The organism is Cobetia sp. 5-11-6-3, from assembly GCF_013374055.1.
GTDB classification, from domain to species: domain Bacteria; phylum Pseudomonadota; class Gammaproteobacteria; order Pseudomonadales; family Halomonadaceae; genus Cobetia; species Cobetia marina.
The window spans coordinates 838,248-860,370 of sequence record NZ_BLWJ01000001.1; the positions used below are offsets into that span (position 1 = coordinate 838,248).

16 protein-coding genes and 6 tRNA genes are annotated in these 22,123 nt (G+C 62.8%); 13 read left to right on the top strand and 9 right to left on the bottom strand.

What is annotated here, in order from left to right; translation table 11 throughout:
• Position 1: 1 nt before the first annotated feature.
• Together prfA and hemA are read right to left on the bottom strand one after the other, a co-directional pair.
• A complete protein-coding gene (gene prfA / locus HXS66_RS03510; RefSeq protein ID WP_077371499.1) occupies positions 2-1,087 on the bottom strand; it encodes a peptide chain release factor 1 in 1,086 nt (361 codons plus the stop codon).
• Positions 1,084-2,355 carry a glutamyl-tRNA reductase gene (gene hemA / locus HXS66_RS03515; RefSeq protein WP_084209244.1) on the bottom strand — a complete coding sequence of 424 codons (1,272 nt, stop codon included), beginning with the start codon at positions 2,353-2,355 and terminating at the stop codon, positions 1,084-1,086. The genes prfA and hemA overlap by 4 nt, the downstream gene beginning before the upstream one ends.
• 529 nt (positions 2,356-2,884) lie before the next feature.
• On the opposite strand from hemA, the gene HXS66_RS03520 reads away from it, so the two are divergent.
• From HXS66_RS03520 to ychF, 8 genes are all read left to right on the top strand, one after another.
• Complete coding sequence (locus tag HXS66_RS03520; RefSeq protein WP_077371493.1) at positions 2,885-4,768, top strand: tetratricopeptide repeat protein; 1,884 nt, start codon at positions 2,885-2,887, stop codon at positions 4,766-4,768.
• Positions 4,769-4,879: 111 nt separating this feature from the next.
• Positions 4,880-5,554, top strand: a complete 675-nt coding sequence (gene lolB / locus HXS66_RS03525; RefSeq protein ID WP_176502843.1) for a lipoprotein insertase outer membrane protein LolB — start codon at positions 4,880-4,882, stop codon at positions 5,552-5,554.
• Between the two features lie 68 nt (positions 5,555-5,622).
• Positions 5,623-6,501 (top strand): 4-(cytidine 5'-diphospho)-2-C-methyl-D-erythritol kinase, encoded by an 879-nt coding sequence (ispE, locus tag HXS66_RS03530; protein ID WP_176502844.1) that lies wholly within the window; start codon positions 5,623-5,625, stop codon positions 6,499-6,501.
• A gap of 29 nt (positions 6,502-6,530) precedes the next feature.
• Positions 6,531-6,605 (top strand) — tRNA-Gln (locus tag HXS66_RS03535).
• Positions 6,606-6,677: 72 nt separating this feature from the next.
• Positions 6,678-7,619 carry a ribose-phosphate pyrophosphokinase gene (locus HXS66_RS03540; protein ID WP_169477176.1) on the top strand — a complete coding sequence of 314 codons (942 nt, stop codon included), beginning with the start codon at positions 6,678-6,680 and terminating at the stop codon, positions 7,617-7,619.
• A gap of 179 nt (positions 7,620-7,798) precedes the next feature.
• A complete protein-coding gene (locus HXS66_RS03545) occupies positions 7,799-8,431 on the top strand; it encodes a 50S ribosomal protein L25/general stress protein Ctc (RefSeq protein WP_077371484.1) in 633 nt (210 codons plus the stop codon).
• A 31-nt stretch (positions 8,432-8,462) separates the two neighbouring features.
• Positions 8,463-9,047: an aminoacyl-tRNA hydrolase gene (gene pth / locus HXS66_RS03550; protein WP_084209246.1), complete on the top strand. Its 585-nt coding sequence runs from the start codon at positions 8,463-8,465 to the stop codon at positions 9,045-9,047.
• Positions 9,048-9,345: 298 nt separating this feature from the next.
• Positions 9,346-10,437 carry a redox-regulated ATPase YchF gene (ychF, locus tag HXS66_RS03555; RefSeq protein ID WP_176502845.1) on the top strand — a complete coding sequence of 364 codons (1,092 nt, stop codon included), beginning with the start codon at positions 9,346-9,348 and terminating at the stop codon, positions 10,435-10,437.
• Positions 10,438-10,541: 104 nt separating this feature from the next.
• On the opposite strand, the gene HXS66_RS03560 is transcribed toward ychF, so the two are convergent.
• The gene (locus HXS66_RS03560; protein ID WP_176502846.1) at positions 10,542-11,501 is read right to left on the bottom strand and encodes a LysR family transcriptional regulator; all 960 of its coding nucleotides are present in this window, start codon (positions 11,499-11,501) and stop codon (positions 10,542-10,544) included.
• 153 nt (positions 11,502-11,654) lie between these two features.
• On the opposite strand from HXS66_RS03560, the gene HXS66_RS03565 reads away from it, so the two are divergent.
• Positions 11,655-12,989, top strand: coding sequence for a D-amino acid dehydrogenase (locus tag HXS66_RS03565; RefSeq protein WP_176502847.1), 1,335 nt, complete (start codon positions 11,655-11,657; stop codon positions 12,987-12,989).
• An 81-nt stretch (positions 12,990-13,070) separates the two neighbouring features.
• Positions 13,071-13,147 (top strand) — tRNA-Met (locus tag HXS66_RS03570).
• A gap of 223 nt (positions 13,148-13,370) precedes the next feature.
• Here HXS66_RS03570 and HXS66_RS03575 read toward each other — a convergent pair.
• The gene (locus tag HXS66_RS03575) at positions 13,371-14,699 is read right to left on the bottom strand and encodes a M18 family aminopeptidase (RefSeq protein WP_077371469.1); all 1,329 of its coding nucleotides are present in this window, start codon (positions 14,697-14,699) and stop codon (positions 13,371-13,373) included.
• Between the two features lie 294 nt (positions 14,700-14,993).
• Between HXS66_RS03575 and HXS66_RS03580 the strand changes: the two genes are divergently transcribed.
• A complete protein-coding gene (locus tag HXS66_RS03580; RefSeq protein WP_176502848.1) occupies positions 14,994-17,093 on the top strand; it encodes a carboxy terminal-processing peptidase in 2,100 nt (699 codons plus the stop codon).
• Between the two features lie 347 nt (positions 17,094-17,440).
• Here HXS66_RS03580 and HXS66_RS03585 read toward each other — a convergent pair.
• The 5 genes from HXS66_RS03585 to HXS66_RS03605 form a co-directional block, all read right to left on the bottom strand.
• Positions 17,441-17,516, bottom strand: a tRNA-Asn gene (locus HXS66_RS03585).
• Positions 17,517-17,613: 97 nt separating this feature from the next.
• Positions 17,614-17,689: transfer RNA gene (locus HXS66_RS03590), tRNA-Asn, on the bottom strand.
• Positions 17,690-17,767: 78 nt separating this feature from the next.
• Positions 17,768-17,843 (bottom strand) — tRNA-Asn (locus tag HXS66_RS03595).
• A gap of 174 nt (positions 17,844-18,017) precedes the next feature.
• Positions 18,018-18,094 (bottom strand) — tRNA-Met (locus tag HXS66_RS03600).
• 86 nt (positions 18,095-18,180) lie between these two features.
• A complete protein-coding gene (locus HXS66_RS03605; RefSeq protein ID WP_084209251.1) occupies positions 18,181-19,134 on the bottom strand; it encodes a choline ABC transporter substrate-binding protein in 954 nt (317 codons plus the stop codon).
• A 494-nt stretch (positions 19,135-19,628) separates the two neighbouring features.
• Between HXS66_RS03605 and betI the strand changes: the two genes are divergently transcribed.
• Both betI and betB read left to right on the top strand, forming a co-directional pair.
• Complete coding sequence (betI, locus tag HXS66_RS03610; RefSeq protein WP_176502849.1) at positions 19,629-20,291, top strand: transcriptional regulator BetI; 663 nt, start codon at positions 19,629-19,631, stop codon at positions 20,289-20,291.
• 87 nt (positions 20,292-20,378) lie between these two features.
• Positions 20,379-21,860, top strand: coding sequence for a betaine-aldehyde dehydrogenase (gene betB / locus HXS66_RS03615; RefSeq protein WP_077371457.1), 1,482 nt, complete (start codon positions 20,379-20,381; stop codon positions 21,858-21,860).
• The last annotated feature ends 263 nt before the right edge of the window (positions 21,861-22,123 follow it).

The window sequence follows — 22,123 nt, forward strand, 5'->3', positions numbered from 1 at the left end:
CTCATTGCTCCTGCAGTGCCGTCAGCTGGTCTGCCTGATATTCGACGACCAGCGGCTCGATCACCTCGTCCAGCTGGCCGGCGATCACTTCATTGAGCTTGTAGAGCGTCAGGTTGATACGGTGATCGGTCAGACGCCCCTGGGGGAAGTTGTAGGTGCGGATGCGCTCGGAGCGATCACCGGAGCCCACCAGCTTGCGACGGGCATCGGAAGTCGCCTGTGCCTGGCTGTCCACCGCGGCCTGCTTGAGTCGCGCTGCCAGCAACGACATGGCGCGCGCACGGTTCTTGTGCTGACTGCGCTCGTCCTGGCACTCCACGACCACACCGGTGGGCAGGTGGGTGATGCGAATCGCCGAATCGGTGGTGTTGACGTGCTGCCCCCCGGCCCCGGAACTGCGGTAGGTATCCACTCGCAGGTCGGCCGGATTGATGTCGATGTCCCCGACCTCATCGGCCTCAGGCATCACCGCCACGGTACAGGCGGACGTATGGATGCGGCCCTGGGATTCCGTGGCAGGCACGCGCTGCACGCGGTGCGCACCGGATTCGAACTTGAGGCGCGAGTAGACCCCCTCGCCCTTGACGCGGGCGATGACTTCCTTGAAGCCACCATGCTCACCGTGGCTTGCGCTGACGGTCTCGACCTTCCAGCCCTTGAGCTCGGCGTAGCGGGAATACATCTTGAACAGGTCCCCCGCGAACAGCGCTGCCTCATCACCGCCGGTGCCGGCACGCACTTCAAGGAAGACGTTGGCCCCATCATCCGGGTCCCGCGGGATCAACAGCTGGGTGATCTCTGCCTCCAGCACGTCAAGCGCCGCATCGCTCTCGCGAACTTCCTCGCGCGCCATCTCGCGCATCTCGGCGTCGCTGTCATCGCACATGCCGAGGGCGGCCTCGCGATCTTCCTTCAAGGCGCGATGGCGCTGCCATGCCTCGATCAATGGCTCAAGCTCGGCATACTCCCGCGACAGGTCACGGAAGCGGGCCTGATCCCCGATCACTTCAGGCTCCGACAGCAAGGCGGAGATCTCCTCGAAGCGGTCATGGAAGGTGTCGAGCTTGGTGATGAGGCTGTCTTTCATGAAGGGTCCTGTGATGAATCAACCGGCGCGAGCAGCAGCTCCTGCGCCGTCTGAAGAATATCCTGTCGATCGTCGCCTGACGCCTGACGCAGCGCCAGGGTCGGGTGATGCATGAAGCGGTTGGCCAACTGACGGGCCAGTTGCGCCACGACTTCCTGCGGGTCACGGCCCTGATCAAGCTCGGCCAGCGCCTGTGCCTCGCACTCTGCACGCAGTTGCTCGCCGTGGCTACGATAACGCTTGATGACTTCTCCGCCACTGCGCACACGCTTGCGGTGCTGCCAGGCACTGACACCCTGCCGGATCAGCTCTTCGGCCTGGGCAGCCGCCAGCTGGCGATGACGACGGTTCTCCTCGATGACTTCCTGCAGATCATCCACGGTATAAAGGAAGACATCATCGAGATCCCCGACCTGCGGTTCGATATCGCGCGGCACGGCGATATCGACCATGAAGACCGGCTTGTAACGGCGTTTCTTGAGCGCACGCTCCACCATGCCCTTGCCGAGGATCGGCAGCTGAGCGGCGGTGGAGGCTATCACGATATCGGCATTCTCGAGGGCATGCGGAATGCCTTCCAAGCCGATGGCGGTCCCGCCCAGCTCATCGGCCAGCGACTGGGCGCGCGACACGGTACGGTTGGCGATGCACAGGTTGGCGATGCCCGCTTCCTTGAGGTGGCGCGCCACCAGCTCGATGGTGTCTCCCGCCCCGATGAGCAGCGCATTGGCTCGCGAGAAGTCATCGAAGATATGACTCGCCATGCTGACCGCGGCATAGGCCACCGAGACGGGGTTCTCACCGATTCCCGTCTCGGTACGCACCTGCTTGGCGACCTGGAAGATATGCTGGAAGAGCTGCTCCAGTTCCCCCCCGAGACCGACGGTACCGCGGGCGAACTGATAGGCATCCTTGAGCTGACCGAGAATCTGCGGCTCGCCCAGCACCATGGAGTCCAGGCCGACCGCCACGCGAATCAGGTGGCGGACCGCCTCCTCACCGAGATGTTGATAGCTGCAGCGCTCAAGCTCTTCAGCCGGCAGGCCATGGTATCGGCTCAACCATGCGAGAACCGAGCGCGCACCGTCCTCGGTCACACAGTAGAGTTCCGTGCGATTGCAGGTCGAGAGCACCGCCGCCTCGGAAACTTCCGGCAGACGCTTCAGCTCGGCCAGCGCAGCCTCGAGCTGTGTCGGCGTGAAGGCAACGCGCTCGCGGACATCGACGGCGGCGGTGCGATGATTGATGCCAAGGGCAAGAAGGGTCATGGAGTCAGTCAGTCGTCAGGGTCTGGCCGGCAGGGCTCGCATCGAGGACAGGCGGCTGTCGCTTGGAAAACCTCCGCAATGAAGGGGCCGGCACCTGGCCACCTGCTTGCAGATCTCGTTTGTCAAAGCGGCTGAAATCGTAAAATTAGCGTGCTCATTCTACCACAGCGCCTACATCACGCGAGCCTGCAGGGCGCGGCCAGCGATGAGGAATTTCCATGGGCTTGGCAGTCTGATGCTATCACCTCCCGTCCGCCATGTTGATTCAGGAAAACGCCGAGCGGACAGGCGCTGCCCTTGCCTCCATGACAGGCACCGCCGATGCTATCCCCGTCCGCCTTCAGCCGTTATGCTGGAGCGATCAATATCCCCAGGGTGTGCTGCTGAGGCCGAGCGCAGGTCGGGCCGGAATTTCCAGCAGGCACACGCTGCCAGGCCACCTTTTACGGGTTTCATGACGGCGTGGGCGCGACTCCGGCCGGAACGTGCCGACTGGCCGAGATCCTTCCACCGCTGACTGCGAGGTTGCATGCACGTATCGACTGCCGCTGAACACTCCCCTCGCGGGGCGGCCCACGCGAGCCCTTCCGAGCGCCTGACGGGCACGGCACGGCTGGCTGACAGCCGCTGGACACGCTGCCTGCTGGCCAGTGTGCTGCTGGGTCTGGCCGGCTGCCAGTCGCCGGCCACGCAGGCTCCCTTCGCCTCTCAGCCGGACCCGCTGGATACCGCCCCGCCCATCACCAGTGGTCTGGATGCCAACAGCCTCAATCAGCTGCTGGGCGCGGAGCTTGCCGGCCAGCGTGGCGACTACCCCAGCGCCGCCGATGGGTACCTGGCCGCCAGCCGCCGTTTCGATGACCCGGAACTGGCCCGACGCGCCGTGCTGGCCGCTCGCTACGCCGACAATCCTGCCCTGCTGGAGCGTGCCGCCCAGCGCTGGCAACAACTGGATGATTCCGCGACCGAGCCGGGCATCATCCGCGCCCGCCTGGCCGTGGAGCGCGGCGACTGGATGACGGCGCTCGAGCAGCGCCTCGCGGTAGAGACCGCCGGCGGCACCGGCAACGTGACCACCTTGGCGGAGCAGTCCATCGATGCCGGCGCGGATCTGGAATCACTGCTGTCACGGCTGCTGGAGCATGTCGCGCAATATCCCGCGCAACCGGGCCCGCGAATTGCCGCCGCGCTCTATGAAGCGGCGCTTGGAAATGAGTCCGACGCTCGCAGGCGCCTGATGGCGATGGAAGGCGAGTTCCCCGAACTGGCCGAAGTGTGGCTGGCACGCAGCGAGATAGAGCGCGACGCAGGCCGCCTGAGCGCCTCACGTCAGGCGGCCGAGCGTGGCCTGGCCATCGCCCCGAATGACAGTCGCTTGATCCTGAGCGCCGCCCAGACCGAGCTTGCCGGTGGTGACATCGAGGCCGCGCGCCTGCGGATTGATGACCTTGTCAGCCGCCATGCCAATGCACCGCGCCTGCGTCTGGCACTGGCCAGCCTCTATCTGGACGCCGACTCTCCCGAGGACGCTCGTCGTCTGCTGCTGCCGTTGCTTGATGACACGCCGGTCCCGGATGCCGCCTATGCCCTGCTCGGGCTGGCGGCAGAGGCCAGCGGTGAGATCGACAACGCCATCCTCTATTACCGACAGGTACCGGATGGGGAGCGCTACGTCTCAAGTCGCGCGCGCGCCGCGCAGCTGCTGGTGGAGCATGATCGCAGCGAGGAGGCACGCCAGTTCCTTGCCGTCGAGCGCCTGCGTCATCCGCGTCACGCCATGACATTGCTCAGCTTCGAGATCGACCTGCTGGATGCCCAGGAACACTACGCCGCCGCCGACGAGCTGCTCGACGGCAGCATCAAGGCTCGCCAGAAGACACTCACCAGGGCACGCAGCGAAGGTGACGGCGAAAGCGCTGCCGTGACGGAGAACGAACTGGCCAGCCTGCTGTTCCTGCGCGGCATTCGTCGTCTCGATGACGGGCGTCTCGAGGAGATGGAGCAGGACCTGCGTCAGGTCATTGCACTGGAGCCCGAGAATGCCAGCGCCTACAACGCTCTGGGCTACACCCTGCTGGTAGAGGATGCGGACCGCCGCGCCGAAGCGCTCGAACTGGTTCAGCGCGCCCATGCGCTGAAGCCGAATGACCCTGCCATCCTCGACAGCCTCGGCTGGGGGTATTTCCTCACCGGGGATGCCGCCCAGGCATTGCCCCCGCTGGAAGCGGCCTGGGCACAGCAACAGGATGCCGAGATAGGCGCACACCTCATCGAGGTGCTGTGGTCACTCGAGCAGCAGGATGAAGCACGCAGCCTGGCCATCGAGCTCAGTGAGCGTTTCGAGGAGGCCAGCGAGCTGGAAGCCCTGTTCCAGCGCATCCCGGCTCTGCGACCGGTCGTGGATGCGCCCTGACAGGACAGCCCGGCACTTTCTGTCCATCGGCGAGTCCATTATCCTGACTCGCCGATGGCGCCATCGGTTGCCCATCGACTCTCATTCCGCCATCCGGAAGGCTTTCGCGTCATGACCTCCTCTTCTTTCCCCCTATCATCATTCTCCTCTCCCCGGACACGCCACCTTTCCCTCGCCATGTTGCGCCGTCTGGTGGGGCCAGTCCTGCTGGCCATGACATTGGGCCTGAGCGGCTGTGCCAGTCAGATGGCCAGCGACAACGCCGGTGACCTGACCCGCAATGAAGGTGACTGGCAGCAGCAGAGCGACAGGATCGATTCGCTCACGCACTGGCAACTGACAGGCAAGGTCGGCATTCGCACGCCGGAGGAAGGTCACAGCGCCAATCTTGACTGGCAGCAGGAGGGCGATGACTACCACATGCTGATCACCGGCCCACTGGGTGCTGGCCGCACGACCCTGGTGCGTGATGCCGAGGGCGTGCGCCTCTCCTCGTCCGACGGCGACTTCCAGGCACCGGACGCCGAAAGCCTGATGCTCTCGCAGCTGGGCTGGTCCTTGCCGCTGGGGGCTCTGGATGACTGGGTCCGCGGAGTGGCAGCCAAGGGCGAGCACGACCTGAAGAGTGACGCCCTCGGCTTCCCCGACACCCTTTATCAGGATGGCTGGGAGGTGGACTATCAGGATTGGACCCGCGCCGAAGGACTGTGGCTGCCGCGCAAGATGAAACTCTACTACGGCGATCTGACCGCCACCCTGATCGTCAACCAGTGGCAGGCACTCTAAGCGTGCCCCCGACGCTCTCTTCTTTCTCCACGGCCAGCATTCCGGCCAGCTCATCCATGACGGACACGATGACCGCGACACTTTCTCTGCCGGCACCGGCCAAGCTCAATCGCATGCTGCATATCACCGGTCAGCGCGCCGATGGCTATCATGAACTGCAGACACTGTTCCAGTTTCTGGATCACGGTGACCGACTGGACTTCACGCTGCGTGATGACGCTGCCATTCACCTCGCCCCGGCCATCGAAGGCGTGCCCGCGGAGTCCAATCTGATCATGCGTGCTGCTCGCCTGCTGAGAGAAGCGGCCGTCGCACGCGGCCAGGTCGCGAGCCCGAATGACTTGCCCGGTGTCGATATCCGACTGAAGAAGGTGCTGCCGATGGGCGGTGGCCTGGGCGGTGGCAGCAGTGATGCGGCCACCACGCTGCTGGCGCTGGACCACCTCTGGAAACTTGAGCTCGACCTGGACACCCTGGCCGAGCTCGGACTGGCTCTGGGGGCCGATGTACCGGTCTTCGTTCGCGGCTTTTCGGCCTGGGCCGAAGGCATCGGTGAGCGACTGGAACCTGCCCCGCTGGACACCCCGTGGTTCGTGGTGATCCACCCGGGCATCGAGGTCGCGACCCCCGCCGTGTTTGGCCACCCGCAATTGACACGTTCCAGTCCCGCGATTAGTATGGCGCGCGCACTGCAGGGGGGCCGCAACGACTGCGAAGTCGTGGTGCGCACTTTGTACCCGGCAGTCGCCGACGCCCTGGACTGGCTGGACCAGTTCGGCACCGCCAGACTGACGGGCACCGGCGCCTGTGTGTTCTGTGCGTTCGATGACGCACGACAGGCCAGCAAGGTGCTGGGCCGACTCGAATCCGAGCGCCCGACGTGGCACGCCTTCATGGCACGTGGTTGCAATCTTTCCCCTCTTCATGCCGCTCTGGCTTCGGCCTGAGCACAGCAACTGGTTGAAGCGAACGTTGCTGGGGTATCGCCAAGTGGTAAGGCACCGGTTTCTGGTACCGACATTCCCAGGTTCGAATCCTGGTACCCCAGCCAATCCTGGCCGTTCCCGGTCAACCCGGAATTCTCCACTCCCGAGATCCCACAAGACTCCAAAGGTGGCTGCGCGTGTCAAAACTGATGGTATTCGCGGGGAATGCCAATCCCGCTCTCGCCCGCAAGGTAGCTGAAGCCCTCGATACCCGCCTGGGCCACGCAACCGTCGGTCAGTTCAGCGATGGCGAGATTGCGGTAGAAATCAACGAAAACGTCCGCGGCAAGGACGTCTTCATCATGCAGTCCACCTGCGCACCGACCAACGACAACCTGATGGAGCTGATCCTGATGGTGGATGCGTTGCGTCGTGCGTCAGCGGCGCGCATCACGGCGGTCGTGCCGTACTTCGGCTATGCCCGTCAGGATCGCCGCGTGCGCTCCGCTCGCGTGCCGATCTCGGCAAAGGTGGTCGCGGACATGATGGTCAAGGCTGGCGTGAATCGCGTCATGACCATGGACCTGCATGCCGACCAGATCCAGGGCTTCTTCGATGTGCCGGTGGACAACGTCTACGGCTCCCCGATCCTGCTCGACGACATCGAACGTCAGAACTATGACAACCTGATCGTCGTCTCCCCGGATGTGGGCGGCGTGGTGCGTGCCCGTGCCATCGCCAAGCAGCTCAACTGCGAGCTGGCCATCATCGACAAGCGTCGTCCCCAGGCCAACCAGGCCCAGGTGATGAACATCATCGGTGATATCAAGGACCGCACCTGCGTGCTGGTCGATGACATGATCGACACCGCCGGCACCCTGTGCAAGGCGGGCGAGGCACTCAAGGATCATGGCGCCAACCGCGTCGTGGCCTATGCATCCCACGCGATCCTGTCCGGCCCGGCGGTCGACAACATCACCAACTCCGTCCTCGACGAAGTGGTGGTGGCCGACACCATCCCGCTGTCCGACACCGCACGTCGTTCCGGCAAGATCCGCCAGCTGACAGTCGCTGGCCTGATCGCCGAGGCGATCCGTCGCGTCAGCAATGAAGAATCCGTCAGCGCCATGTTCCACTGAGTCCTGTCGGCGGGCCCTGCTCGCCGCTGCTCGGGGAAGAGGCACTGACACCGGCAGATGATCCGTCATCTGCCGACAAGCGGCCGGCCCGGAAATCTCCGGGCCGGCCTCATGGATCCGGTAGCGCTCTGGTCGCGGGGGCTGCCGGATTCTCATTAGACCCTTGAGGTATCTGCAAAATGAAACTGTTCAAACTGAATGCTGAAGTTCGTGAAGACCTGGGGAAAGGTGCGAGCCGCCGCCTGCGTCGTACGAACGACTTCGTGCCGGGAATCGTCTACGGCGCCGACAAGGCCCCGACTCCGGTCATGGTCGACAAGCCGAGCCTGTACAAGGCGGTTGACGATGAGGCGTTCTACTCCTCCATCATCACCCTGAATGTTGCTGGCAAGGCCGAGAAAGTCGTCATCCGTGACCTGCAGCGTCACCCGTTCAAGCCGCTGCTGACTCACATCGACTTCCTGCGCATCGACCCGACCCACAAACTGACCATGAACGTGCCGCTGCACATCACTGGTCAGGAAGCCTGTGTCGGCGTCAAGGATCAGGACGGCGTCCTGCACATCCTGGCAACTGACGTCGAAATCAGCTGCCTGCCGGAAGCCCTGCCGGAATACCTGGAGCTGGACGTGTCCAAGCTGGAAGTTGGCCACACCCTGCACCTGTCCGACATCGCTCTGCCGGAAGGCGCCGAGTCCGTTGCCCTGTCTCACGGTGCCGATCACGACACCGCTGTGGTCAACGTCACTCGTCCGAACATCTCTGCTGACGCAGAAGATACTGCTGAAGGCGAAGAAGCCGCTGCAGAATAACGCAGCCTTCTGATCAGGGAGCCAGACACGCATGTCACGAGTGAAAGCGATCATCGGCCTCGGTAATCCGGGGAGCGAATACGAAGACACCCGTCACAACGCCGGCGTCTGGCTCCTTGACGCTCTTGCGCGCCACGGTCACACCACGTTGCGTCCGGAACGCAAGTTCCATGGCCAGTACGCGAAGATCATCTTCGCAGGTCAGGATCTGCATCTGCTGTTCCCATCGACGTTCATGAATCGCAGCGGTCAGGCCGTGGCCGCATTGTGCAACTTCTACAAGCTCGCCCCGGATGAACTGCTCGTCGCCCACGACGAACTGGACATCGACCCCGGCACCGCCCGCTACAAGCAGGGTGGCGGCCACGGGGGGCACAACGGGCTTCGCGACATCATCAGCGCACTGGGCAACGACAAGTCGTTCCATCGTGCCCGCATCGGCATCGGCCACCCCGGCAATGCCAAGCTGGTGACCAACTTCGTGCTCGGGCGTCCCGGCAAGGCTGAACGCCTGGCCATCGATGACGCCATCGACGAAGTGGTCATGACCCTCCCGGATGCCCTCAGCGGCGAATGGGCACGGGCCATGAATCGCCTGCACTCCTTCAAGCACTGAACCTCTGCATCACCCGGCATCACTCCTCTCCGAATTTCGGTGATTCGCTCAGCGCATCACCTCGCTTGCGTGCGCGCGTCTCGCCACGCGATCAGCAGCAAAAGGCATCATTTGTCGCGCGACATGCGCCCAATGGATGACCTCGGCGGCATGAGGCCTTACACTTCCCGCCTGACTTCACACCGTGCCTGTCCCCTCGTCTCCTCGCATGGCCCGTGCCCTCGCACTCCGGGCCTGCCGGTCGAGACGGTCATCAGTGCCACGCCCCATTCGACACGTCACACCAGGATCTAGCGCCATGGGTTTCAATTGCGGCATCGTCGGCCTGCCGAACGTCGGCAAGTCCACTCTCTTCAATGCACTGACCAAGTCGGGCATTGACGCCGAGAACTTCCCCTTCTGCACCATCGAGCCGAATACCGGTATCGTGCCGATGCCTGACCCTCGCCTGAATGCGCTGGCCGAGATCGTCAAGCCGGAGAAGGTGATTCCGACCACCATGGAATTCGTCGACATCGCAGGTCTGGTCGCCGGCGCCTCCAAGGGCGAAGGCCTGGGCAACAAGTTCCTGGCCAACATCCGCGAGACCGATGCCATTGCCCACGTGGTGCGCTGCTTCGAGGATGACAACGTCATCCACGTCGCCAACCACGTTGACCCGGCCGCCGATATCGAGACCATCAACATCGAGCTGGCCCTGGCCGACCTCGACAGCGTCGAGCGCAGCATCCAGCGCCTGGCCCGTGTCGCCAAGGGCGGCGACAAGGAAGCCATCGCCACCAAGGCGGTGCTGGAGCGTATCCAGCCGCACCTGGCCGAAGGCCAGCCGCTGCGCAGCTTCGGTCTCAGCGATGACGACCTCAAGATCCTGCGTGGCTTCGGCTTCCTGACCCTCAAGCCGACCATGTACATCGCCAACGTCAGCGAGGAAGGCTTCGAGAACAACCCCTACCTCGACATCGTGCGCGACATCGCCGCCAATGAAGGTGCCAGCGTGGTGCCGGTGTGCAACAAGATCGAAGCCGAGATCGCCGAGCTGGAGGAAGAGGAGCGCGAGATGTTCCTCGACGAGCTGGGCATGGAAGAGCCGGGCCTGGATCGCGTGATCCGCGCCGGTTATGAACTGCTGGGCCTGCAGACCTACTTCACCGCTGGCGTGAAGGAAGTGCGTGCCTGGACCGTCAAGATCGGCGCTACCGCTCCGGAAGGCGCTGGCGTCATCCACACCGACTTCCAGAAGGGCTTCATCCGCGCCGAAGTCATCTCCTATGACGACTTCATCGCCTACAAGGGCGAGCAAGGCGCCAAGGATGCCGGCAAGTGGCGCCTGGAAGGCAAGGACTACATCCTCAAGGATGGCGACGTGGTGCACTACCGCTTCAATGTCTGAGGCCTCGGGCGCAGTCAGTACCTGGTGAGCCAGCCTGAAAGCGCCTGATGCTGCAGGGAACGCCCCTGATCTCCCACGAGGTCAGGGGCGTTCTGCATCATGGGTCATGCCCCATCATCAAGAGCACAGCCCTGCAGCCATTGTGCCGCCAGCGTCGCCAACTGGTCCGCCAGTGACTGCGCCAGACGCCCCCTCCCCGCCTCTCGACGCCACACGGCACTCAGCATCAGCTCGCCGGCCTGAGGCAATGTCCGCGCGTCCAGGCCACGCTCCCGACAGGCGGTATGCGCCGTCAAGGCATCGACCACGGCCAGCCCCTCCCCTGCCTGCACCAGTGCCGCTGCCAGCGGATAGGTCTGTACGCGCGTCACGATGCGAGGAGATGACGGTGCTTTCGAGTTACCTGATTCAGACGGTGACGGCATCTCGCTCGCCAGCAGGCCATCGAGACGTCGCGCCAGCGGATCATGCGCCCCCAGCGCGATCAGACGCTGACCGGCAAGCTCCGCCACCGTCATCGGTGCCTGCTGACACTCCTGTGCCCAGTACCCTGCTGGCGCCAATACCTTCAGGGGCATGCGGGCAAGTGCGCGAGTCATCAGTGCCGGATGCGTCGGCGCACTCAAGGTGAAGGCGATATCGACTTCATGCAGCAGCAGGGCATCGATGATCTCGCGGGTGTGCTGGGTGGCCAGCTCGCAATTGACTCGAGCATGTCGCCGGCGCCATTGCCCCAGCGCCTGCGGCAACAGCTTCTGGGCGATCGCCGGCGTCGCCACTACCTTGAGAGACTGCGCCTCACCTGAACGCAAGCCTTCTACCAGCCGCTTGACGTCATCCAGCTGCCCCAGCATCCCCTGGCTTGCCGCCTCCAGCTTGCGCGCCTCCTCCGTGGGCACCAGCTGTCCGGCGCTACGGGTGAACAGCGCGATCCCCCACTGCCGCTCCACCTGCTGCAACGCCTTGCTCGCGGCCGGCTGGGAAACATGCAACAGCCGAGCGGCGCCGGTCACGCTGCCGGCCTGCAACACCGCATGAAAGACCTCCAGATCCCTGAGCCGCATGCAAGATCTCCACATTCTGTCGTGTTGTCTCAACGTCCAGCCGACAGCCTACCCCATAACCGAGGGTTATGACGTGGCGAGGATCTTTCATTCGCCGCTCGGCCCCGGGACAGGCATGCTCATCTGCCTCCCCCATACCGTCAGGAGCCTGCCATGCAACGTCATGTGACCATCATCGGAGGCGGCGTGATCGGCCTGAGCAGCGCTCATGCACTGGTCCGAGCGGGACACTGCGTGACCCTGATCGATGCCCATGTCGAGGTCGCCCGCGAGACCAGCCACGCCAATGGCGGCCAGTTGAGCTACCGCTATGTGGCGCCACTGGCTGACAGCGGCGTGCCCCTCCAGGCCATCAAGTGGTTGCTGGCAGGCAATGAGGCACCGCTGCGGCTGCGCCCGCGGCTTGCCCCCTCGCAATGGCGCTGGATGACGCAGTTTCTGGCCGCCTGCAATCAGCGCACGCATCGAGCAAGCGCAGCGCAGATGCTCGCCCTGGCACTGCACAGCCAACAGATCATGACTCAGTGGCGAGTTCAGGATGCACTCGAGGAGTTCGCCTGGCAGCAACGCGGCAAGCTGGTGATCCATCGCGACTCCGCAGCGCTCGACAAGGCCGCCGCCGCACGCGTCGCACCTCAGGACCAACAGGTGCTCGATGCACGTCAATGCATCGCACTGGAGCCCTCACTTATCCACCAGCAGCCTCATCTGTCGGGCGGAATCTTCAGCGCCTCGGACGAGACGGCGGATTGCCATGCCTTCTGTCAGGCGCTGGAGCGCAAGCTGCAGGCCTCTGGTCGCTATACACGCCTCGCCAGCACCCGCGTCGCTCCACTGAGCGCGCACGACGGACGCATCGCGCACCTCGAACTCACCCGCGCCGATGGCCGCCGCGAACGCCACGCCGTCGATACGCTGATCATCGCGGCCGGCAATCACGCCACCGAACTGGTCCGCCCGCTGGGCATCTGCCTGCCTCTGCAACCGCTCAAGGGCTACAGCCTCACGCTGCCACTGCCAGCTGACACCCCAAAGACAGCTGCCCCGCGCATCAGCGTGACGGATGCCGCGCGCAAGGTGGTCTACGCCGATCTGGACACGCGCAAGTCCCGCCAGCTGCGCGTCGCGGCCATGGTGGATATCGGCCGCCGCGAATCTGACAGCTTTCATCCTGCGCTGGACGAGAAGCGCATTGCCGCCCTGCGTCAGCTGGCTAGTGAGACCTTCCCCGACGCCGGCGATTTCTCGCAAGCCACTCCGTGGGCCGGGCTGCGCCCCAGCACGCCGAAGGGCCCTCCGATCCTGGGCCGCCCCCAGCAAGCGGGCAGACCGGACAACCTGTGGCTGAACGTCGGACATGGCAGCCTGGGCTTCACGCTGGCCTGCGCCAGTGGCGACCTCATCGCACGCGCCATCTCGCACGAGACCCGTCCCGGCACGCTCCTCGATACCCTCCCCGACCACCTCGCAGAGCAGCTCGGCTGCTAGCCTGATGAATTCCCTGCCACTTTTTCAGGCTGATGCGTTGACAACATCACGGATAATCCGTAATATTCGCCTCCGTTGGACGGCTACATAGCTCAGCTGGTTAGAGCACATCACTCATAATGATGGGGTCCCCTGTTCAAATCAGGGTGTAGCCACCAACCAAGATTCGAAAGGCCTGACTGCTTGCAGTCAGGCCTTTTTTGTTGCGTCGGATTCACATTCCCTCGCATCGCCTGCGCTCATGCTCGTGACTCCCGCCGACAATCGACACCGGAACCGGAACCGAAACCGAAACCGGAGCCGAAAGAGGCAGCCCGCAGGCCGCCTCTTTCAATGTTTCAATTTTTCAATGTTTCACCGTGCTTGTCAGTTCAACTCTGCTCAGTCCAGACGCTCGCGATTGCAGAATGCCACCAGCACCTTGATCAGCATCGCCACATCGGCACTGCCGGACGTCTCACGAATCGAGTGCATGCCCCACTGCGGCAGCCCGACATCCAAGGTCGGCACCCCCACTTCACTGGCGGTGATCGGCCCGATGGTGCTGCCGCAACCCATGTCGGCACGGCTGACGAACGTCTGAACCGGCACCTCCTGCTCACGGCACAGCTCCCGGAACAGACCCGCCGTGGTGCTGTTGGTGGCATAACGCTGATTGGCGTTGACCTTGATCACCGGCCCTGCATTCAGTTTCGGGCCATGACCCGCATCATGCTTGTCCGGGAAGTTGGGGTGGACGGCATGCGCATTGTCACAGGAGATCATCAAGGAGCGCTGCACGAGGCACTGATAACCTTCTTCGTTGTCCAAGCCCACATAGTGATTGATGCGCTTGAGCACATCCGCCAGGAAAGGCCCCTGGGCACCGCAGGCGCTGGCACTGCCGACTTCCTCGTGATCCGTGGCGACGAACAGCGCGCCCTGGCTGCCATCGGCCCCCAGCAACGCTTCCAGGCCGACGAAGCAGGACAGCAGATTGTCCAGGCGTGCACTGGCGACCAGCTCGCCCTTGAGCCCGGCCTGGGCCGCCGGCTGCAGATCATGCAGCCCGAGTTCGAAGTCGATGACCTCCGCGACACGCACGCCGTGCTGCTCTTCCAGCAGCTCGATCAACAGCGCATGGAAGGCCTCAGCCGGGGTGCCAGCCTCCTCGCCCAGCTGCATGACCACGGCGGACATCTGCGTCTGGGCATTGATGGCGCGCCCATTGTTGACGTCACGATCCAGGTGAATCGCCAGGCTCGGAACACAGGCCACCGGCCGCATCACCGTCAGCAGCAGACTCTCGCGACGGCCATCCTGGTGACGCACCTGAACACGGCCTGCAAGCCCGAGATCGCGATCGAACCAGGTATTCAGCAGCACGCCACCGTAGGTTTCGATCCCCAGGGTCAACCAGCCCTGACTGAGCTGGGCTGGATTGGGCTTCAGGCGCAGGCAAGGAGAATCCGTGTGCGCGCCGATCATCCGTATTGCCTCGAGCTGCGTATTACCCCGAGGAAGCTGAAAGGCGATCAGCGAGGAATCATTGCGCGTCACGAAAGCCCGTTCACCGGGCGACAACTTCCAGCTTTCGGTCTCCTCGAGTCGGCGATAGCCTTCGCGCTCCAGACGAGCCGCCATGGTCGCCGTGGCATGCCAGGGAGTCGGAGAGACATTCAGGAATTCAAGCAGTGCTGGAACGCGGGAATCCGCAATCGCGTAAGTCATGATAGCGTCAAGTCCTCGAAGATGAATGCAAGGCACTGTATAAGAAGAAACATGATGGATAGAGCGAAACGACTCCTCCCTTGCGGTGGTGATCGACCCGCCAGCTCTCGTCAGCCGCGCAGGTCCCGCAGGACCGATCACGCCAGGCAGCGCTGACACGCCATACCGCAAGCCCCGCCGATCAACGACAGGCAACTGTCGCGGACGCGGGAGGCTGCTACAATGCCCGCTCGACCTCTCCGCGGAGAGGTCGCTCAGGGAGCAGAGTGTACATGAATCGGGAGTGCTTCATTGATGAGCCTGTTTGCAAACGTCCGGCGCACGGCATGCCTTGCCTTGTGTCTCGCCATGGCCGGCCCCGCCAGCGCCGCGGTCACCCCTACTGACGCCGATGCACAGGCTGCTCGCGAAGTTGCCGAATCATTGCGTTACGGGCATTACGAAGATGTCACGCTGGATGACCAATGGGCTACCCAGGCATTCACGCAATATCTCAAGACACTCGACCCCCAGAAAGCCTATCTGCTGGACTCGGATATCACCGAGTTCAGTGATCTTCGCCACGCCTTCGATGACGCCATGCTCGACGGTGATCTCGAGCGCCTCTATGCCCTGCATGCCCGCTACCAGCAGCGCCTCACCTCACGCCTCGAATGGCTGGTGAAGACGCTGGACGGCAAGCCGAGCTTCGATTTCACCCGCGATGATCGACTCGCACTCGATCGTGCGGAAAGCCCCTGGGCCGACAGCGAGCAGGAGCTTGATGAGCTGTGGCGCAAGCGACTCAAGAACGCCTGGCTGTCGATGTCACTGTCCGACAAGAGCGACGAGGACATCGCCAAGACGCTCAGCGAGCGCTATGCCAACCAGCTCAAGCGCATCGAGCAGACCAACGACGAAGACATCCTGACCCTGATCATGCACGCCGTCACCGGCAGCATCGATCCGCACAGCGAATACTTCTCCCCACGCCAGGGCGAATCCTTCGATATCCAGATGAAGCTGTCACTCGATGGCATCGGCGCCCTGCTTCAATCCGAAGGCGAGTACGTCAAGGTCTCAAGCCTGGTACCGGGCGGCCCGGCCGAGAAGGACGGGGAGCTCAAGCCGGCGGACCGCATCGTGGCCGTTGGTCAGGGGGATGGCGAATGGACCAACGTGGTCGGCATGCGCCTTGACGATGTCGTGGACCTGATCCGCGGCCCCAAGGGCTCCGTCGTGCGCCTTGAAGTCATCCCGGCCCAGTCCCTGGATGTCACCAAGACACGGGAAGTGGACATCACCCGCGACACCGTCAAGCTGGAAGACCAGGCTGCCAACGCCAAGGTCGTCGACGTCAAGCGCGATGATGGCGTGCACAGGATCGGCGTGATTCACGTCCCTGCCTTCTATGTCGACTTCGATGCCTGGCAGGCCGGCGAAGATGACTATCGCAGCACCACACGTGACGTGGCGCGCCTCATCGATGAGCTGAAGGCCAAGCAGGTGGAAGGCATCATTCTAGATCTGCGCAACAATGGCGGCGGCGCCCTGCAGGAGGCCAATTCGATGATCGGCCTGTTCATCGACCGCGGCCCCACCGTGCAGGTACGTGATGCCCGCGGACGCATCAGCCTGTATGGCGATACCGATGCCGGCACCCACTACGATGGTCCGCTGGCCGTCCTGGTCAACCGCCTTTCGGCCTCGGCCTCCGAGATCTTTGCCGGCGCCATCCAGGATTATGGCCGCGGCCCGGTCATCGGCAGCCAGACCTTCGGCAAGGGCACCGTGCAGACGATCTCCTCGCTGACACAAGGTGAAATCAAGCTGACCCGCGCCAAGTTCTATCGCATCTCCGGTGACTCCACCCAGAACAAGGGCGTCAAGCCGGACATCGCCTTCCCCAGCATCATCGACCCGAAGGAAATCGGCGAATCGAGCCTCGACTACGCCCTGCCATGGGACCAGGTTCGCCCGGTGAAGTATCGTCGCTATGGGGAACCGGCCCGCTACCTGGCGGCCCTGCGTGCCCGCCATGAGAGCCGTGTCGAACAGGAGCCCAACTTCGTCTACCTGCAGAGCGAAGTCGCGCTGTCAAAGGCACTGCGCGCCCAGCAGACCAGCATCAGCCTCAATCGTGAGCAGCGCAAGCGCGAGATGGATGCCCAGGAAGCCGAGCAACTGGCACTGGAAAACAAGCGCCGCCGAGCACTGGGCATGGAGCCGCTGTCGAGCTTCGCCGAACTTGATGCCGCCAGCGATCACATCGCATCGGCAGAAAGTGACCTGCAGCAGGAGATCGAGACGCAGGACAGCACCGACGATCCAGCCGAGGATCCCATCGATCAGGCTCAGCTCCAGGAAAGCGCCGAGATCCTGCTCGATTACGCCCACCTCAATGGCGATCGCTGAACTCTCACGTCGTCGCTGACGCGCCGGCACATCGCGGTTGCAAGGCCCCTGCCCTCATGTCAGATCCGAGTGCAGGGGCTTTTTCATGCCTGATGCAGGCGTCACCGACACGCACCGGCGAATCGACAGCACCGGCGCTCGGCACGCGAGGGCAAGCTGAAACGAATAGCAGAGAGATCGACCAGCAAGGAAGCGGGCGGACACAGGAAAGCAGGCAGACACAGAAAAGCGGCAGCGAAGACTGCAGGAGTGAGACATCATCAGCGCAGAATCACGTCATTCTGACGAGAGGCAGGCGGGATCTCGAACGATCGACTGGCAAGAGGGGGAGATACGGGATGTGATATTGGCTCCTCGAACAGGACTCGAACCTGTGACCCAATGATTAACAGTCATTTGCTCTACCAACTGAGCTATCGAGGAACAACGAAATATCGATCGATATCAGGGCGATATCGAAGCTGACGATGAGATGCTCATCTACCAGCGTCATTTCCGGCATTGGCAGGAAGCCTGGGATTGGCTCCTCGAACAGGACTCGAACCTGTGACCCAATGATTAACAGTCATTTGCTCTACCAACTGAGCTATCGAGGAACGACCGGAAATCCATCTGCCAGCGACATCATCATGGATGCTGTCAGACTGACATTTCAAGCATGCTGCGTGTGCTATTGGCTCCTCGAACAGGACTCGAACCTGTGACCCAATGATTAACAGTCATTTGCTCTACCAACTGAGCTATCGAGGAACAACCTTGAACACGCGACGAATTATACGGAAATACTCAATGGCGTCAACCACCTTCGGGCATTCAACCTGCCGCAGAACTCGCTCGATTCCTTCTGCCGAATCCACCTCCGAAAGCGCACATGGCGACATCCAGATGTGACAAGGCCCGCACGGATGCAGGCCTTGGAATCACTGGTGGCTACACCCTGATTTGAACAGGGGACCCCATCATTATGAGTGATGTGCTCTAACCAGCTGAGCTATGTAGCCACACGACGAGGCGTATATTGCAGGTCAGGCTGCTGAATTGCAAGCACTTTTTTGCAATTGCCCGTCAAAGTGAGTCAGCGGGATGCTCAGATGCCCAGCGAGGCCTTGACGGCAGGCAGGCCAGGTTCTCCCTGGGTGGTCTCGACACCTTCAAGCCATGCCTCCAGCACGCTGGGGTTCTGCTTGAGCCAGTCTGCTGCTGCCTCGTCCGGATCGGCACCCTCATCCATGATCTCGCCCATGATCTGATTTTCCATCTCCAGGCTGAACTCGAGATTGGCCAGCAGCGCACCGACATTGGAACACGCCTCACTATATCCCGCGCGGGTATTGGTGTAGACCGTCGCTCCGCCCAGGTTCGGCCCGAAGTAGTCATCCGCGCCTTCCAGATATCCCATCTCGAAGCGAGTGTTCATGGGGTGCGGCTCCCAGCCGAGGAAGACGACCCACTCCTTGGCCGCGATCTTCGACTTCACTTCCGCCAGCATGCCGGCTTCGGAAGAATCGATCATCTCGAAGGCGCCCAGACCGAAGGCATCGTCATCGATCATGTCGGCGATGATCATGTTGCCATCATTGCCTGCCTCGATGCCGTAGATGCGCCCATCGAACTTCTCGAGGTTGTCGGCAAGATCCGCCACCGAGGTCACGCCGGCATCCAGCACGTACTGGGGCACCGCCAGGGTGTACTTGGCCCCTTGCAGATTCGCACGCGGTCGCTCTACCTGCCCCTTGTCGATATAGGGGTCACTGATGGAAGCCATCGACGGCATCCAGTTCCCCAGGAAGACATCGAAGTCATCGTTCTTCATGCCGGCATAGGCGATTGGCACGGAGATCGTGTCGGAGGTCGTCTCGTACCCCAAACCTTCCAGGACACTGCGCGTCAGCGCCGTGGTGGCAGTGATGTCCGTCCATCCCACCTCAGCGAAGCGCACCGTACTGCACTCCTCTGATACCTCGGCGTGCGCCTGGGGTGCCAGCAGCATCCCCATGGCCAGTCCCAGCGGCAATGCGGCAAAACCTGATGATGATTTCATGCTTGTCCCTTCTCTTTGTTATATGAGCAGTACATGTCCGTCAGTCACACGTGACATTGATCCCCACCCGGCCCGGCGACAAGTGACAGCCCGCGGGAGGCGCCACTCATGACACGCTCTCATCACGACAAGCTCCCATGCTGTCGTTGAGAAGCTGCCAGTCTCTGACGAGCTGCTGGGCCAGACGTACGAGGCACCTCGTGAGCACCTTCACAGCCCTTGCAAGGACGCCTTGTGCCCTCTGGCGTTCTCTATAGTTCTACCAAGCCTGGCTTTCAATAACCACGAATTATGCAACTTGACGCATCACCTTTCTGTCTCTACACTTTTTATTAATTGAACGTTCAATAAAACTCGAGTCACGACAAGATCGAGCCGAATCCCGATTGAACGCCGGATTCAGCAATGCGGTGACAACCGCGTATCCTTGGCGTCTACCAGTACCAAGATTACGCGAGTTTCACCGATACGCCACCTGACGGGAGAGCAAGCTGATGCCGAAAGTGGGAATGGAGCCCATTCGTCGCCGCCAATTGATTCTGGCCACCATGCAAGCCATCGATGAGGCAGGACTGGCCGACGCCACCGTTGCACGGATCGCACGGCATGCGGGCGTCTCCGCCGGCATCATCAGTCACTACTTCGGCGGTAAGGATGGCCTGATGGAGGCCACGATGCGCCAGATCCTCACCGACCTGCGCAGAGCCGTCAGTGAGCGACGCGCCAAGATCGCCTCGAACGACGTCCGCAGTCACCTGCACGCCGTGATCGATGGCAACTTCGATCGCAGCCAGGTCAGTCAGAGCGTCTCCAAGACCTGGTTGGCCTTCTGGGCCTCCAGCATGCATCGCACACCGCTGGAGCGCCTGCAGAAGGTCAATGACCGTCGTCTGGTCTCCAATCTGTCGGCCATCTTCCGTCGCGTGATGCCGCTGGTGGAGGCACGCGATGCGGCGGCAGGGCTCGCCGCCTTGATCGACGGCCTGTGGTTGCGTGGCGCGCTGGACCCCGAGGGACTGGACGTCGAGCGAGCCCGGCGTCTGGCCTATGAATATGTGGAATACCAGCTGGCGCAACACGCCGCTGACGTCTCCACGCCAGCAGCAGATGCACAAGCGTCTGACATGACGCACCCGGTGCCTGCCGAGCATGCCTGAGCGCAACAGCCTCCCCCGCTCGGACGCTTGAACCCACCGGTACTCTCCGACTCTCCCCCTTTTCTGATCCCTGACAGGAGCGCAAGCATGGCCAACAGCAACGCAAGCTTCCCGACCCAGACCCTGTACATCAATGGTCGTCGCGTTGACGCGACCTCTGGCGAAACCTTCGAGACCGTCAACCCGGCCACCGGCGACGTCATCGCCCAGGTACAGCAGGCCAGCGGCGCGGACGTGGATGCCGCCGTCGAAAGCGCCCTGCAGGGCCAGAAGGTGTGGGCCGCGATGAGCGGCATGGAGCGTTCGCGCATCCTGCGTCGCGCCGTCGACCTGCTGCGCGAGCGCAATGACGAGCTGGCACTGCTCGAGACATTGGACACCGGCAAGCCGCTGTCCGAGACCGAAGTGGTCGACATCGTCACCGGTGCCGATGCACTGGAATACTATGCAGGCCTCGCGCCGGCCATCGAAGGCACCCAGGTGCCGCTGCGCCAGGAAGCCTTCGTCTACACCCGCAAGGAACCGCTGGGTGTCATCGGTGCCATCGGTGCCTGGAACTACCCGATCCAGATCGCCTGCTGGAAGTCTGCCCCGGCACTCGCCGCTGGCAACGCCATGGTCTTCAAGCCCAGCGAAGTCACGCCGCTGAGCGCACTGAAGCTTGCCGAGATCTTCACCGAAGCCGGCCTGCCGGACGGCGTGTTCAACGTCGTGCAGGGCGATGCCCGCGTCGGCGTGATGCTCACCGAGCACCCGGATATCGCCAAGATCTCCTTCACCGGCGAAGCCGGCACCGGCAAGAAGGTCATGTCCGCGTCCGCCTCTTCCAGCCTCAAGGAAGTCACCATGGAGCTGGGCGGCAAGTCCCCGCTGCTGGTGTTCGCGGATTCCGACCTCGACCGTGCTGCCGACGGCGCCATGATGGCCAACTTCTACAGCTCCGGTCAGGTGTGCACCAACGGCACCCGCGTCTTCGTCGAAGCCAGCGTCAAGGACGCCTTCGAGGCCAAGATCGTCGAGCGCGTCGCACGCATCAAGGCCGGTGACCCGCAGGATCACGCCACCACCTTCGGTCCGCTGGTCAGCTTCGAGCACCTGGAAAAGGTCGTCTCCTACCTGGAGATCGCCAAGCAGGACGGCGCACGTCTGCTGGTTGGCGGCGAGCGCATGAGCGAAGGCGACTTCGCCAAGGGCGCCTGGGTCGCGCCGACCGTCTACACCGACTGCAGCGATGACATGCGCATCGTGCAGGAAGAGATCTTCGGTCCGGTGATGTCCATCCTGTCCTTCGACAGCGAAGAGGAAGTCATCCGCCGCGCCAACGACACCACCTATGGCCTGGCGGCTGGCCTGTTCACCGAGAACCTGAACCGCGCGCACCGCGTGATCCACCAGCTCGAAGCCGGCATCTGCTGGGTCAACACCTGGGGCGAGTCCCCGTCCGAGATGCCGGTCGGCGGCTACAAGCAGTCAGGCATCGGTCGCGAGAATGGTGTCGAGACGCTGTCCCACTACACTCAGACCAAGTCCGTGCTGATCGAGATGGGGCCGTTCGAGTCCGCCTTCTGAGCCACCTGAGGCCATGAGGCCTGAATCGACGACAGCAGCATCGTCTGGCGCAGGATGCGGGATCAGGTCACTTGATCCACTGATCCGCTGCAGTGAGTTGATGCACTGAAGATAGCGCCAGATGCCCCACCCGCCGGCATGACGACCCCTCGTCGTGCCGGCCAGCACGCCACGCCACTCATGACTTCGGCGCTGGCAGTGCACGAATCCCGACGAGTCGCTGACAGTGATGGCATACCACTTGCCATGCGCTGCCCCGACGG

Coding starts and splice junctions, on each gene's coding strand:
- betB (WP_077371457.1), top strand. CDS start 20,379: ATGGCCAACAGCAACGCAAGCTTCCCGACCCAGACCCTGTACATCAAT.
- hemA (WP_084209244.1), bottom strand. CDS start 2,355: ATGACCCTTCTTGCCCTTGGCATCAATCATCGCACCGCCGCCGTCGAT.
- betI (WP_176502849.1), top strand. CDS start 19,629: ATGCCGAAAGTGGGAATGGAGCCCATTCGTCGCCGCCAATTGATTCTG.
- lolB (WP_176502843.1), top strand. CDS start 4,880: ATGACCTCCTCTTCTTTCCCCCTATCATCATTCTCCTCTCCCCGGACA.
- HXS66_RS03560 (WP_176502846.1), bottom strand. CDS start 11,501: ATGCGGCTCAGGGATCTGGAGGTCTTTCATGCGGTGTTGCAGGCCGGC.
- pth (WP_084209246.1), top strand. CDS start 8,463: ATGTCACGAGTGAAAGCGATCATCGGCCTCGGTAATCCGGGGAGCGAA.
- HXS66_RS03580 (WP_176502848.1), top strand. CDS start 14,994: ATGAGCCTGTTTGCAAACGTCCGGCGCACGGCATGCCTTGCCTTGTGT.
- HXS66_RS03575 (WP_077371469.1), bottom strand. CDS start 14,699: ATGACTTACGCGATTGCGGATTCCCGCGTTCCAGCACTGCTTGAATTC.
- HXS66_RS03545 (WP_077371484.1), top strand. CDS start 7,799: ATGAAACTGTTCAAACTGAATGCTGAAGTTCGTGAAGACCTGGGGAAA.
- HXS66_RS03605 (WP_084209251.1), bottom strand. CDS start 19,134: ATGAAATCATCATCAGGTTTTGCCGCATTGCCGCTGGGACTGGCCATG.
- HXS66_RS03565 (WP_176502847.1), top strand. CDS start 11,655: ATGCAACGTCATGTGACCATCATCGGAGGCGGCGTGATCGGCCTGAGC.
- ychF (WP_176502845.1), top strand. CDS start 9,346: ATGGGTTTCAATTGCGGCATCGTCGGCCTGCCGAACGTCGGCAAGTCC.
- HXS66_RS03520 (WP_077371493.1), top strand. CDS start 2,885: ATGCACGTATCGACTGCCGCTGAACACTCCCCTCGCGGGGCGGCCCAC.
- prfA (WP_077371499.1), bottom strand. CDS start 1,087: ATGAAAGACAGCCTCATCACCAAGCTCGACACCTTCCATGACCGCTTC.
- ispE (WP_176502844.1), top strand. CDS start 5,623: ATGACCGCGACACTTTCTCTGCCGGCACCGGCCAAGCTCAATCGCATG.